8 protein-coding genes and 2 tRNA genes are annotated in these 14,310 nt (G+C 45.7%); 3 read left to right on the top strand and 7 right to left on the bottom strand.

Going from position 1 to position 14,310, the window contains the following annotated elements:
* Positions 1–184: 184 nt before the first annotated feature.
* Both TBC1_RS04180 and TBC1_RS04175 read right to left on the bottom strand, forming a co-directional pair.
* A tRNA-Pro gene (locus TBC1_RS04180) sits at positions 185–259 on the bottom strand.
* Between the two features lie 37 nt (positions 260–296).
* A tRNA-Ser gene (locus TBC1_RS04175) sits at positions 297–383 on the bottom strand.
* Between the two features lie 466 nt (positions 384–849).
* Here TBC1_RS04175 and TBC1_RS04165 point away from each other — a divergent pair.
* From TBC1_RS04165 to TBC1_RS04155, 3 genes are all read left to right on the top strand, one after another.
* Entirely contained in the window at positions 850–1,887 is a 1,038-nt protein-coding gene (locus tag TBC1_RS04165; protein ID WP_062038925.1) for a DUF6340 family protein, read from the top strand.
* A 181-nt stretch (positions 1,888–2,068) separates the two neighbouring features.
* Positions 2,069–3,847 (top strand): aconitase/3-isopropylmalate dehydratase large subunit family protein, encoded by a 1,779-nt coding sequence (locus TBC1_RS04160; protein ID WP_082189471.1) that lies wholly within the window; start codon positions 2,069–2,071, stop codon positions 3,845–3,847.
* Between the two features lie 181 nt (positions 3,848–4,028).
* Positions 4,029–5,285 (top strand): metallophosphoesterase, encoded by a 1,257-nt coding sequence (locus TBC1_RS04155; protein ID WP_172668820.1) that lies wholly within the window; start codon positions 4,029–4,031, stop codon positions 5,283–5,285.
* 47 nt (positions 5,286–5,332) lie between these two features.
* On the opposite strand, the gene TBC1_RS04150 is transcribed toward TBC1_RS04155, so the two are convergent.
* The 5 genes from TBC1_RS04150 to TBC1_RS04135 all read right to left on the bottom strand — a co-directional run bounded on the left by TBC1_RS04150 (position 5,333) and on the right by TBC1_RS04135 (position 14,307).
* Complete coding sequence (locus TBC1_RS04150; protein WP_062038919.1) at positions 5,333–6,793, bottom strand: aminotransferase class V-fold PLP-dependent enzyme; 1,461 nt, start codon at positions 6,791–6,793, stop codon at positions 5,333–5,335.
* Positions 6,794–6,981: 188 nt separating this feature from the next.
* Complete coding sequence (locus TBC1_RS04145; RefSeq protein WP_062038916.1) at positions 6,982–10,512, bottom strand: tetratricopeptide repeat protein; 3,531 nt, start codon at positions 10,510–10,512, stop codon at positions 6,982–6,984.
* 95 nt (positions 10,513–10,607) lie between these two features.
* Positions 10,608–11,270 (bottom strand): ABC transporter ATP-binding protein, encoded by a 663-nt coding sequence (locus TBC1_RS04140; protein WP_062038912.1) that lies wholly within the window; start codon positions 11,268–11,270, stop codon positions 10,608–10,610.
* 231 nt (positions 11,271–11,501) lie between these two features.
* Positions 11,502–11,642 (bottom strand): hypothetical protein, encoded by a 141-nt coding sequence (locus TBC1_RS17925; protein ID WP_154669509.1) that lies wholly within the window; start codon positions 11,640–11,642, stop codon positions 11,502–11,504.
* 220 nt (positions 11,643–11,862) lie between these two features.
* Positions 11,863–14,307 (bottom strand): DUF5916 domain-containing protein, encoded by a 2,445-nt coding sequence (locus TBC1_RS04135; RefSeq protein ID WP_062038909.1) that lies wholly within the window; start codon positions 14,305–14,307, stop codon positions 11,863–11,865.
* Positions 14,308–14,310 lie beyond the last annotated feature (3 nt).

Genomic DNA, 14,310 nt, shown 5'->3' with positions numbered 1-14,310 from the left:
GCAGGGGTTTCCATTGCGGGGATAATTGTATATTGAAAAATTCCTGAAAAAAAAGTTTAACAGTATCGGACAACTATTGGCGTCGGGGTGAATGGATTTGAACCATCCCCTGCCGTGGCGGGGCCAAACCAGGTGACATGTCAAAAAAAAGAAGCTGCCTTTATCAGACAACTTCCTTTTTGCGTCGGGGTGAATGGATTCGAACCATCGACCCCCTGGTCCCAAACCAGGTGCGCTAACCGGACTGCGCTACACCCCGCTGAATTTAAAAAAAATGAGGACTTTCATCCTCTTTGCGGTGAAGGGGGGATTCGAACCCCCGGTACCGTTTCCAGTACGACAGTTTAGCAAACTGTTGGTTTAAGCCACTCACCCACCTCACCAAACGGAGTGCAAAAGTACAAAAGGATTTCTTATTCACAAAGAATATTTTTTATTCAGTTTAAATTTCTCCCTTAATTTATTTGCATTCACTATTGTCCGGGAAAAAGCATGAGATTCTTCGCTAACGCTCAGAAAGACTGCAATTTGCATGTGTTTTTTAAGGCGGGAAAAAGCATGAGATTCTTCGCTAACGCTCAGAAAGACTGCAATTTGCATGTGTTTTTTAAGGAGGGGGCTTGGTGGCGGCGAAGCCGCCACCAAGCCCCCTCCTTTGAATCCTAAAACATTGTCTTTCTGAGCGTAACATCGTGGAGCGAAGAATCTCTAAGTTCATTATCCGGTTTTTTCCGGACAACAATGATTTGCATTTGCCTGTATAATTTTCCTTTAGTTAGCGTAAATTTGGTATAGTAGTTGGTAAGAGATATTTTTAATTCAATATGTAAATCTTAAATTATAAAAATTATGAGGAAAATCTATCCCGTTATCCTTTTATTGGCAATAGTTTCCGCATCCTGCCGGACATCATCGCATCAGATGCAGATTCTGAAGCCGGCAGATATTAACCTTCCGTCTGATATCAGGCAGGTCGGAATTATAAACCGGTCTTTGCCCGGGAAGGGACAAGGATTTAAGAATGTTCTTGAAGGATTTGTAACCGGAGAGTCAATCGGTGCCGACCGGGAAGGGTCTCAGGAAACGCTGAAAGGATTGGCTTCAGGGCTGAACAATGGCCCGCGCTTCACTGCCGTTGTCATTGAAGGGGTTGAACTCCCCGGAACCGGTACCCGTGAGTGGCCCCCTTACCTCGACTGGAATCAGGTGGATGAACTCTGCGAAAGATTCCGGCTGGATGCGCTGATTGCCCTGGAATCATTTGACTCCGATACCGACATTCGCAAAAGGTCAGCAGATGTGGAAAGGGTTGTGGATAAGAAAAAAGTAATTGTTAAGGAGTATTATGCCGACCTCAGAATGAATGTAAGATCAGGCTGGACGATTTATAAGCCCGCTGATCATCAGATTGTTGACCGCAATGCTTTTAATGATGAAATGCGGTGGAGTGAACAGGGGGATACCCCTGAACAGGTGTTGGCTAAACTGCCTTCCAAAAGAAGGGCTATCAATGAGTCAGGTTTCTTTTCGGGCAGGGAGTATGCCAGAAGGATTTCACCGACCTGGGTAGCCGAGCATCGTTCCTACTTCAGAAAAGCAAATGATGACTTTAAGATTGCTACCGGATATGTAAAAAGGGACAGATGGAACGATGCCATTCAGATCTGGCAGAAATATGCAGTGAGTTCAGATGAGAAAGTGGCCGGCCGGGCATGCTATAATATGGCCCTTGCCAGCGAAGTTGAGGGTAACCTGCCCCTCGCGCTGGAATGGGCAAACCGGGCATGGAAACAACACGGATTGAAAAAGGCACGGCAATATATTCTGCTTCTTGAACAGCGCTTGTCTCAGCAGAATCGTCTGGATGAACAGATGAAGGATATGTAATTGAAAAAACAAGTTGCATGCATAAATGAAAAACCACCCTCAGCGGTGGTTTTTTTGTGATTTCTTTTACGGGAAAATATTTTTGGCTTGCAGGGAGAAGGTGCCGGAAAACCTGTAAATTCGTTGCATTAATTATCAGGTAGAAATTCCTCATATCAATAATCAAATCAAAAGCAACGCCATGAAAGGTAAAACTTTTGCAGAAAAAATCATGGGAGCCGAAGCCGGCGCCATTGTATTCCGTAAACCGGATATTATCCTAACCCACGACAATACATCCAGTATCGCAGGAACATTTGCAAAGATGGGAGGGGTGAAAGTGTCCGATCCCGGTCAGCTACTGATCGTACTTGACCACAATGCCCCGCCGACCAATGCCAAACTTGCCAACGATTACCAGAAGATCAGGGATATTGTCAGGCAACAGGGGATTGAGAAATTTCACGATGTAGGTAAAGGAATCTGCCACCAGATTGTTTCGAAATATGCAAGGCCAAAGATGATTGTGGTTGGAAGCGATAGTCATACCTGCACTGCAGGTGCTTTTAACGCTTTTGCTGCCGGGATCGACCGCACCGAGACGGCCGGTCTGTGGAAGCAGGGTGAAACCTGGTTCCGTGTACCGGAAAGCATCAAAATCATACTTAACGGAAAGCTTCCTCAGGGAGTATATGCAAAGGACCTCTCTTTATGGATCATCGGAATGATAGGTTCCAGCGGAGCAGATTATATGTCCATTGAATATCATGGCGAAGGGGTGAAGACCCTGAATATTTCTGACCGCATGACCATTGCCAACCTGGCTTCGGAGATGGGAGCCAAAAATGCCGTTTTCCCGGCCGATGAAGTGCTTTCTGAATGGCTTGGATATAAAGCGGAAGGTGAATGGGCTGATCCGGATGCCGGCTATGCCCGTGAGATCGAAATTAACCTGAATGAGCTGTTCCCGGTGGTTGCTGCCCCTCATCATGTCGACAATGTGAAAGCCCTGGCCGAAGTTAAAGGGGTCACACTGAACCAGGCGCTGATTGGTACCTGTACAAACGGACGCATCGAGGACCTGCGCGAAGCGGCCGGGATACTGAAAGGAAATAAATTACCGGATGGATTCCAGTTACTGATCATTCCGGCATCTCAGGAAATTTATCTGCAGGCCATGGAAGAAGGACTGATCCGTTTGTTTATGGAAGCGGGCGCCAATGTACTTGCCCCCAGTTGCGGACCCTGCCTGGGAACAGGGCAGGGGATACCTGCTGATGGTTACAACGTAATTTCTACAGCAAACCGTAACTTTAAGGGACGGATGGGCAACAAGGAATCTTCCATTTACCTCGCTTCTCCTGCGGTAGTGGCATATTCGGCGCTGAAGGGCGAGATCGCCGATCCGCGCGGAGACCACTTTACCGACAAATTTCCCTTCAAAATTGAGCAAAGCAAAACGGTTGATATAGCAAAGGATGAGGATCGCTATGCCAGCGGAACCTGGAACTATGCCGATGTGGACAACCTGAATACCGACCAGATGTTTGCCGGAAAATTTACCTACGAGATCAACAGCTCGGAGGCTGAGAAAATTATGCCATATCTGTTCAAGGGATTTGACGATAGTTTCTCCGAAAGGGTGAAAGAAGGAGATATCCTTATGGCGGGCGCTAATTTCGGTTGCGGCAGCTCACGGGAGCACCCATGTGTAGGACTTGCTTATGCCGGGGTTAAAGCCGTTATCTGCAAATCAGTAAACCGGATTTTCTACCGCTCATCTGTTAACCAGGGATTGCCGATCATTTTACTTCCTGAAGCAGTAGATGCTTATAAGCAGGGTGATAAAGTCGAAATTGATTTTGCGGGAGGCTTTGTTACCATTGCAGGAAAAGAATTCAGATTTTCTCCGCTTCCTGCAAAACTGATGGGGATTTTCGAAGCCAAAGGACTTGTAAATTATGTTAAATCAATGTCGTAAATAAATATTTCGTATTTTTGCACCGGCCGGCGATAAATTCACCGGTCGGTTTTTCATTACAGCATCCGCATTCATACAGATTTTGAAGAGTATCTTTCAGCACAGGATTTTTAAGTGGTTGATTCCGGCTATTGCCGGATTTATTTTGATCACAGTCCTGTACCTGTTGATGCAGTATTCAATGCCCAAATATGCCGGGCGCGTGCCTTTCCTGGTACTGCTCTTTTTATTCGATTGGCTGATTTTAAAAAGTATCGGCGGCTTGCTGAAAAAGTACAGGAGTTCTGTAAAGCGTTTCTTTAGTGTTTTATGGTGGTTCCCTCTGGCTGTTTTATTGCTTTTCCTTCTGGGTACAGCAGTTTTTCCGTTGCAGTCAATGGGTAAATTCTGGCGGATCTATCTTCCGGGCATTGCATTGATGGCCTATCTGGCCAAAGTCATCATGCTGATACCTTTGTTACCGGTCTTTTTATTACAAATCAAAGCCTTTGTTACAGGTTTATTCTTCAGGAAGAAATCTGAAACTTCAGGCAAATCATTTCTTTTTTTCAGACGAATGGGATTATTTATCGGGGGCCTGGCTTTTGCCGGGTTATTAATTGGGAGCACCATATGGGTGTATAAATTTAAGGTTCACTCAGTCTCTCTTCAGATAGAGGAACTGCCGGATGCCCTGGAAGGGCTGAAAATTGTTCAGCTTTCCGATCTGCATCTGGGTAGCTGGATGTCGGCTGCACCGTTGCAGCGCGCCATTGATAAAGTCAATGCGTTAAATCCGGATATTGTCATGTTTACCGGCGATTTGGTGAATTATTCATCCGCTGAGGTGAAAGGTTTCGGGCACATTCTTGCACAAGTCAAAGCTCCGCTGGGTGTTTATGCCATTCTCGGCAACCATGATTACGGGGATTATACATCCTGGAAAACTCCACAGGAAAAAGAAGAGAACATGAATGAACTCATTGATTTCTATAAATCAATAGGTTGGAAGCTTCTGCGTAATTCCACCGAGGTAATCAGTATTGACAGTGCCCGTTTATTAATAGCAGGTGTTGAAAACTGGAGCGCAACAGCACGATTTAAACGTTACGGAGATATGGCGAAGACCATGGAGGGTGTGGCGTATTGCGATTTTAATATCCTGCTTTCTCATGATCCGACCCACTGGGATGCAGAGGTCCTGGAAAACTACCGCGGGTTTGATCTTACCCTCTCGGGGCATACACATGGCATGCAGCTTGGTATCGAAGCACTCGGGATGAAGTGGAGTCCTGCCCGTTATATGTATAAGCACTGGGCCGGCCTTACCATACAGGGCAATCGTGATGGAAGGGATAATTATCTTTATGTGAACCGTGGATTAGGCCATATCGCCTACCCCGGTCGGGTCGGCATTCTTCCGGAAATCACCCTGATCACCCTCAGCAAAGCCAATTAGCAGTCATCGAGATTTGAAATATCAGATTTTCTCCTTCTGAATGCCTGTTATAACTTGAACCATTCGTTCACCCTATTGGTAATCTGGCAATTGTCCTGGATATGCCTGAACTCATTCGTGTGCTTGTTGTACATGTATTCTTTCATCCATGTCTGATGGTGCAGGCTGATTTCTTCCAGTGCGTTCAGAATATGATCCAGTTCGTTGTTTGTCATCGTCGGATGCAGGGAAAGCCTGACCCAACCAGGCTTTTGTGAAAGGTCACCATGATTGATCAGTTCGGTGATTCTTTTAGAATGCTCATAACTTACATCCAGAAGATAATGCCCGTAAGTCCCGGCGCAGGCGCATCCGCCCCTCACCTGTATGCCATACCTGTCGGAGAGGAGTTTCACTACAAGATTGTAGTGTATATTCTCGAAATAGAATGAAATGACTCCAAGTCGTTTCCGCTGATTGTTGGCAAGGATATGCAGTCCCGGAATTTTATCCATACCATGGAAAGCGCGTTCCAGTAACTCCTCTTCTCTCTTTGCAATATTTACCGTGCCCATTCGCTCCTTGAGTTCAATACACAAAGCTGTGCGGATGGCCTGCATAAAGCCGGGAGTGCCGCCGTCTTCACGCAGTTCTATATCATCAACATATTTGTATTCACCCCACGGATTGGTCCAGTCAACGGTCCCGCCGCCGGGCTGATCCGGTGTCCTGCTTTTGTAAATTGACCGGTCAAAAATCAGTACGCCTGAAGAACCCGGGCCTCCTAAAAACTTGTGCGGCGAAAATAGAACGGCATCCAACTTTTCGAGTGGATCCTCCGGATGCATGTTGATATCGGCATATGGGGCTGATGCGGCAAAATCGATAAAGCAGAAGCCACCGTTCTCATGCATAATCTTTGCCAACTGGTGATAAGGAGTGCCAACGCCCGTAACATTTGAACAAGCCGTAAACGCCCCGATCTTCAGCGGCCGGTCTTTATAATTTTCCAGTTGTCTGCGCAATTCATCAGGGTCAACCAGCAGATCTTTATCCGGAGCCAGTACAACCACATCACTCATGGTCTCAAACCATGAAGTGTGATTACTGTGGTGTTCCATATGCGTGACAAATACGACCGGGCGCTCTTTTTCCTTAAAGCATTTACTGTCGGTGAGCTGTCCGCACATCTTCAGTCCCATCATCCGCTGAAACTTCACTATTACCCCGGTCATACCGAATCCGGCCGTGATAATAACATCCTCGGGCCCTGCATTTACATGTTTTTTGATCCGTTTATGCGCTTCGTGATACGCCCTGGTCATGGAGGTGCCTGTTTCGCTGGTCTCGGTGTGCGTATTGCCGATAAAAGGACCTATTTCGTATGAAAGCCTTTCTTCAATGGGTTTATATAGTCTTCCGCTGGCGATCCAATCGGCATAAATCAGCTTTTGCCTTCCAAAAGGAGTATCATATTCTGCATCATGTCCGATGGTGTTCCGGCGGAAAGTTTCAAAATAGTTTTCCATAATTGCAGTAGTTTGCAGATTGCTGCAAATGTCATAAAAAATTGATCTTCTCCGAAGGTTTAACCGAAAGATGGAAAAATTTTAAAAAGCAGGAAGCGCAACGCTGTATTGCATTGATAATAAATGCAAAAGCCGGTAGTGTCCGGTATGTGCAGGTTAGGATATTTATGACATACCCTTACGGGAACTTAATCTCCCTGGGCGATCTGCATTTTTGAAATTTCAATGCTTCCACCTTCCGCGTAGATAGCTATCCAGTTATTGTCCTCCCGGTACCATTTGTCCTGAATGCTCACCCGAACCAGGTAATCTCCGTTTTCTTCCGTGGTTATACTCCTGATTACAATGCCTCCGTTCTTTTGGTTGCCTTTCCCGTAATTCACATATACTTTAGGATCGGCTTCGCTGGTTTTGCGGCCTTTAATGGATACATAGTTGTTTTTCCGCAGACGCATTTCAATCGGGTTGAAGCTGAATCTCTTTTCTGTGTCTGCATCTATTATCGTTGGATCGCTGATCAGGTCAACCATGGCATGATCTTCCAGGTATTTCCTGATCTTTCCGATCATTTCTCCGGGATAGGTTTCATCCGGTCTGGCAATGGATGCCGCAAGATATGCGTCGATCGCCTGGTCAAATATTTTATCCTGGTACAACCTGTCGGCATTGATGATATGTTTATTGTATGTGGCAAGCTGATTCAGGGTGCGCTCCTGCAAGATGGTCCGGATAGCAAGGATTCTGTCCTGTGGATGTTTTTCACCTGGTTTGAGTGCGGAAGCATTTTCATAAAATTTAACGGCCGAGGTATAATCTTCTTCACTGAAAAGCTGATCAGCTTGCCGGATTGCTTCATAATACTCCCTGTCAGCCAGCATTTTCTGCTCTTCCTGTATGCCGTTGATCTCCCTGATTTTTGCTGATGGATATTCGCTGCCGGGCTTGAGTTCAAGCGCCTTCCTGTATGATGCCAGGGCTTGTGAATAATCTTTTGATTCAAATGCTGCATCGGCGGTGATTATGGCATTGGCATAATTTTCATTCAGTGCTTTTTCTGCTTCCCGCCTCCCTTCAATGAGCTCAAGCTGACTTCCGGGGTATGTTTCGGAAGGCTTGAGTTGTCCGGCCTGCAGGTAAGCCGATGCTGCTTCATCAAGCTTATTCTGTGACAACATATTGTCTCCAAGTTGTATGGCATCCGCATACTGTTTGTCGGTCGCTTCCTGCTCTCCCAGTATTTTTGCAATTTCCGCAATCCTGCCTGCCGGGTGGGCGGCATCCTGTTTGATCATTAAGGCAGCATTGTAATGGGTCTGAGCCTGGCGATATTCTCCGGCACTAAATAAACGGTCGCCATCCTCAATGGCTTTGCTGAATTTTTGTTCATTGGCCAGCTGCTCTGCCTGCATTTGCGCGATCCGTTCAATCTGGATGGCAGGATAGGTTTCTCCGGGCTGCAGTTTAAGTGCGCCGGCATATTTATCCCTGGCTTCCCCGAGCGATCCTGAATTGAAAAGAATATCTCCTTCAGCAATGGCTTTTTGATACCCTGCTGATAGTTGCATGGCCGTTTCCAGTTCTTTATCGGTTAGGGCAATGCGATCAGTTGGATATTTTTCACCGGGTTTAAGCATCAGCGCCTGTTGATAGGATGAACGTGCTGCCTGGTATTGTTTATTCGCGAAAGCGGCATCTCCTTCTGAAATATATGCTGCATAATTCTCTTCCAGCGACTCCCGGTCCCTGATTATTTTTTCAATTTTTGCTATTTGCTCCGGAGGATAATTTTCGCCCGGCAAAATACCGGCCGCCCTGGTATAGGTCGTTCGGGCTTCCTCGTATTTTCCGTCGCTGAACATCTGATCGGCTTTTGCAATTTCCGTGGAGTAGTTTTCACGCTGAATGCGTTGATTCTCCATTTCCTGTCCGATCCGGGCTATTCGTTCTGATGGATATTTTTCCCCTGGTCTGATGGCCAGTGCATTGTTATAGGCATTGGCCGAATTTTGAAGGTCCCGGTTGTCGTATAAACGGTCACCTTCGGCAATGTAATTCTTGTATTTTTCTTCTGCTGACCTGAGGTTATCAAGTTCGGTCTGTAATTTTGCGATTTGTTCTTTTGGATAGACTTCTTCCGGCTTTAGCAATGCTGCCTTGTTATATTCAGTCAGGGCATTGTTTACGTTTTTTTCGGCATACAGACGGTCAGCCTCACTCACTGTTTTAAGGTAGAGGTCGTCCTTCTCTTTTTGGAGCGCCAGTTGCTGATCTGCCTTTGAAATTTGTGATGCCGGATAAGCTTCCCCGGGTTTAATATTCAGTGCCTGATTGTACTTCTCTTTTGCCCCGGTATAATTCCCGGCGTTGAATAACTGATCACCTTCTGCAATGACATTGCTGTATGCTTGTTGATCCGCCTTTTCTTTGGTCAGTATATCATTGATCCTGGAAATCTGCTGGTCAGGATAATTTTCGGCAGGTTTAATTTTTTTGGCTTGCCCGTATGCATCAAGGGCTGATGGGTAATCGGGAATCGTGAAAAAATTATCAGCTTTTGAAATTGCCTCCTGATAGGATTGGTTTATTTCAGCTTCTTTCAGGGCAGCGGTCAGCCCGGCAATCTCCTCAATCTTTTGCTTTGGATATGTTTCGGTGGGTTTCAGGGTGGCGGCCTGCTGGAATATTGCCCTGGCTTCTTCATATTTTTTTTCCAGTATCAGGGCATCGCCGCGGGTGATAGCGTCGTTGTAATTCTCTTCAAGTTCCTTTTGCTGCTGCAGTATGCCGTTTATTTCAGCAATCCGTGTTTTCGGATATTCTTCTGATGACATAATGCCTGAAGCCTGCTGATAAGCTGTTAGGGCAGTTTCGTAATCCCCGGCCTGAAATAAGCGGTCGGCAGATGCAATCAAGGTCTGGTATTTTGCCAGCGCATCCTTTTGCTGGGTCATTCCTTCAGCAACTCTTGAAAGCATGCTTTTGGGATAGTTATCGGCCGGTTTGATCTTCAGGGCTTGCTCATACTTCAGTTTTGCCGTGGTGAAATCCCTGTTCATATAGGCTTCATCAGCCTCAGTCAGCAGTTTTTCATACAACTCCTGCTTTGCTTTTTCTGATGCAAGGTTGTTGTCGATGTCACGGATGCGCTGTTTTGGATGGTTTTCTTCCGGATTCAGTGCGGAAGCTTCGGCATATTTTTCCCTGGCAGCCTGCAGGTTTCCTGAAGTGTACAATTTATCAGCTTCTGCTACGATTTTTTCATATTGGTTCACCATCTCCTGCCTTTCTTTGGCAAGTCTCTCGGCTTCAGCAAGCTTATCGCGGATTGTTTTGTCTTCCGGTTTGATGTTGACCGCTATGGAAAACTGATCTTTGGCTGCATCAAAATTCTTTGCCAGCATAAGGCGGTTACCTTGTTCAACTGCATTGGTGAACCGTACTTCGTCTTCAGGATCTGTGTAAACCTTCCTGATCTGGGCCAGCTTGTCTTTTGGGAATTTGGCCGAGGGGTCAATATTCAATGCCTTCTGGTATTCGGCTTTGGCTCTTGCATAATCCTTTGCCTGCAGAAATTCTTCACCACGGAGGATGGCTTCTTCAAATTGCTGTAACCTTGCGGGGTCAATGCTTTGAGCATAGGCATTTATACCGCATCCCAGGAAGAGTGAACATATCAGAAGAAAGGCGGATAAAATCCGGATAGAGAAATATTTAATCATTTTGAAGTCAGATAATTGGTAATCACGTATTGTTTTTGCTCAATAGCGCTATAACAAAACGAAAATCAGGAAAGTTTATTGGGTGCTTTGCTAAATCAGGTTTTGTGGTCAAAAATGAGTCCGTCTCGCATAAAGAGCCTGCGATCAGCCATTTCAGCGAGTTCTTCGTTATGGGTGACAATCAGAATGGTTTGGCTGAACTTTTCGCGCAATTCAAAGAAGAGCTGATGCAACTGCCTTGCGTTGGTTGAGTCGAGATTGCCCGAAGGCTCGTCAGCCATTATCACAGAAGGACTGTTGATCAATGCCCTGGCTACCGCAATGCGCTGTTGCTCTCCCCCCGATAATTCTGATGGCTTATGTGAGGAGCGGTCTTTCAGGTTAAGAAAATCAAGCAATTCCATGGCCCGGAGTTCAGCCCCCCTGCGGCCGGTCCCGGCGATAAATGCAGGGATACAAACATTTTCAAGGGCTGTAAATTCAGGCAGCAGGTGGTGAAACTGAAAAACAAAACCCACTTTCCGGTTCCGGAATTCGGCAAGTTTACGGTCGTTGAGCTTACCGGTATCAATTCCGTCTACAACTACATGACCACTGTCGGCCCGGTCTATGGTGCTGAGAATGTGAAGCAGGGTCGATTTGCCGGCTCCCGATGCACCGGTCACCGAAACGATCTCACCTTTTTTAATCACTACAGATACCCCTTTCAATACCTGGAGACTTCCATACGACTTGACTATTTCTTTCGCCTGAATCATAGAATGAAATTAACTTAATGCAAAGTTAACAGTTTAAGCGAAAATCACCCTGCTTAGGTGAGAAGTAATGGAAGAAGTGCCCGATGGGGAAAAGTGGCCGGATTCAGAGAAGGATCATTATACCAGAATAGCCGGGATCTGAATTTTCAGATTTTGCCAAAGCAATGCAGGGAAGGATAAAGATTACCTTCCTGAGCCAGGATAAAAGTCGGGTTAAACACCCTTGTAAAATTAATCAAGGACAAAATCATCCTCTGTAACTTCAATTTCAAGTTCTGCGCCGATCAGTTCAGCCAGCCACTTGTAACCGTTTTTTACAATGAGTCTGATTTTGACATAACCCATAATAGGGAATTTAAGTGTTGCAAGCATAATGATGATTTTTGCGTGTTAAAACCCGGCAGGTTATGCCGGCCAGGCTATAGTAATATATCGCTTTATAGTATAAAAGTAATCTGATATGGTGTATAATATCCTGATATCTGATCAGTTGAATTTATAAACCCGAATGAATCAATAGGAAGACCGGAATTGCTGCACGATTTTTTTATGGACCCGGCCTGAAGTGTATTTGACTTCTGGGTATGGAAAATCAGTGCTTTCTTCGTTTCAGCATCAGGTAATCAAGATGGTATAATGCTTTGATGCTGATCATGTTCAGCTGTGAAGCATTGAATAATTGATCAAGGTTCTCAAGGTATTTAATATTATAAGCCTTGTTTTCGCTCTCAATATTATTTTTCCATACCAGGCTCAGCATGCTGCCCGGCGCAAATTCCCATCCGATGGCAAGGTCGATGCTGAAAAAGTTGTAGTTGAAATTTGCATCATACACCAGGTCGGGATCAGGCACCAGGCCGCCATCGTCATTCAGAATATAATAACCTCTATAATCTGCTGTTTGCCAGAAATGCCTGAGCAAAAGTGAAGTTGAAATCAGTCGGCTGACCATATACTTGCCGGAGAAAGAATTTTCAAGGGTCTTTACATCTCTTTTGCCAAACCACACAGTGTTGTTGTATGCTCCGATAAATCCCAGATCTCCCGGATTATCGCCTAGGCCCGTCGTATGCTTGAATGACAGCCGGTTGCTGAGCCTTACCACAGGGCCTATTTCAAACCATGTATAATGTTTTTTATCATATTCTGCTGTATAATAGAACTGACCGTCTATGGCCAGCTTTTTGCGATAATCGCTCGAAAAACCTATCCAACCCTGGGTGTAGCCAGGTTTAAGGAAGTACCTTCCTGAAATTCTGGGTTCATAATAATCATACCTTTCGGATGGTGAAACAGAAACTCCCCACCAGAATGTCAGGTAATTCTTAAATGTTGTATTGCCCTTATAGGTGAGTAAGGTGTTGATGTTGGTTTTATTGTTCAGCGCCCTGATCTGATCAAGACCCAGACTTTGTGAAAAATTTAGGAATATGCCGAAAGGTTCATAAAGCCTGTAGCTGACGTAAATCCCCCGGTTTTGTTGATTTTTGTATCGGTTGATGCCCAGATCATTGATATTGTAATTGGAATCCAGTGCACTCTGGTAAACCGAAAACTGGAATTTTCCCCGGCTTTTCATCAGAAAAGCGCCGTAATTATAGCCGGTTTTATTTTCACCCCATGAGAATTCGGGATTTGCCCCCGCTTTATTCCACTTGGATGCGGAAAAATTCAGTCCTGCAAAGTAAGTCTTTGTTTTGTTCCCGACGGTAGCACCCGCTCCGGTGACATTGGAGTCATCCCAGCCCCCGGGTCTGGTGACATTGGTATTGATAAAATAAACAGAAGAATTGTTGGGCAGCGCCTGATCGAGCACCACAATGTTATAGTTGGTCGCCGGATCTGTAAGGATTTCCCTTTCATTGCCGCTGACCGTATCTTTAGCGGTAGCCCAGGTATTGCCGGTTACTGCATTGAAAACCCCTATCCCCAATCCCGAACCTGTTCTGCCACTAAATTTTATCGCATTCAACAGTCTTGCACTTACCGGATTGTGGGTCAGGACTTCCGTCTCGTCAAGCATAGAATTGACCATGTAATGACGCAGTGGAGTGCGGCCTATGCGCCGTGAGTAAAAAAGTTCTCCCTTGTTGAAGAGATCAGTGCCTTCATTGAAAAATGTCCGGTTTTCGTCGTAAATTAACTCAAGTGCAGTAAGGTTTTTCTGAATTTTGTCTGATTGTACCTGGCTGAAATCCGGCAGTAAAATCATATCAAGGGTGAAACTTTCATTGATGCCGTATTTCAGATCCATACCACCGTTGTATGCAAAAGACCATGGATCACTGCGGAACGCGGGATCACTGTTGTGTTGCATGTTGGCAGAAAGGTACGGAGTAAATGACAGGCGTAGGGGAGGCCTGATACTTTCAAATCCCGTAAGCCTGCCCCAGTGCACCTGAATATTGCCGGCTCCTTTTTCCTCAAGGGCCCAGTGGATTTGTTCGCGGTATCTTCTGATTTTTCTTATCGCCTGGAAACCCCAGTCCTGAGTGGGCAAGCCTGGAAATCTGATTGCAGAGTAAGGGATGCGGATTTCAGCAATCCATCCGGAGTCGGTGATGTCAACTTCACTGTACCAGACGGCACTGTATGTTTCATCAAGCATCCGGCCATCCACCTGTATTCCGGAAGCGGAAACGGCGAAATAATAAGCATCCTGCTGATTGTTATAGGTGTCAAAGGCAATTCCGAAGTAATCGGCATTAAGATCATCATTGTCCCGTTCACCCAGCTGCCGGGCGATACTGTCGGGAGCCCGGTCATACATGATGGCGGCAATATATACTGCTTCATCATTATATGTCAGCATAACCGTTGTTTCGAAAGACGGCTCGGCATCCGATACAGGTTCAAATTGTCTGAATCCGCTGAGCACAGTGGCATTTGTCCACTCTCCTTCTGAGATTCTGCCATCAATATGAGGAATAGTAACAGTCCGGTTTATTGCAGCCGAAGGAGGAACGCCGGCCAATGAGGCTGACGAAAAGGTAAATATGCTTATAATACAGATTGACAGAAGAACAAAGGTTCTCATAGG

The sequence above is a fragment of the Lentimicrobium saccharophilum genome, assembly GCF_001192835.1.
GTDB classification, from domain to species: Bacteria; Bacteroidota; Bacteroidia; order Bacteroidales; family Lentimicrobiaceae; genus Lentimicrobium; species Lentimicrobium saccharophilum.
Note: the sequence above shows the minus strand (reverse complement) of the source record. Positions and strands in the feature narration are given on the sequence as shown.

Coding starts and splice junctions, on each gene's coding strand:
- TBC1_RS04165 (WP_062038925.1), top strand. CDS start 850: ATGAGGAAAATCTATCCCGTTATCCTTTTATTGGCAATAGTTTCCGCA.
- TBC1_RS04160 (WP_082189471.1), top strand. CDS start 2,069: ATGAAAGGTAAAACTTTTGCAGAAAAAATCATGGGAGCCGAAGCCGGC.
- TBC1_RS04155 (WP_172668820.1), top strand. CDS start 4,029: ATGCCCAAATATGCCGGGCGCGTGCCTTTCCTGGTACTGCTCTTTTTA.
- TBC1_RS04150 (WP_062038919.1), bottom strand. CDS start 6,793: ATGGAAAACTATTTTGAAACTTTCCGCCGGAACACCATCGGACATGAT.
- TBC1_RS04145 (WP_062038916.1), bottom strand. CDS start 10,512: ATGATTAAATATTTCTCTATCCGGATTTTATCCGCCTTTCTTCTGATA.
- TBC1_RS04140 (WP_062038912.1), bottom strand. CDS start 11,270: ATGATTCAGGCGAAAGAAATAGTCAAGTCGTATGGAAGTCTCCAGGTA.
- TBC1_RS17925 (WP_154669509.1), bottom strand. CDS start 11,642: ATGCTTGCAACACTTAAATTCCCTATTATGGGTTATGTCAAAATCAGA.
- TBC1_RS04135 (WP_062038909.1), bottom strand. CDS start 14,307: ATGAGAACCTTTGTTCTTCTGTCAATCTGTATTATAAGCATATTTACC.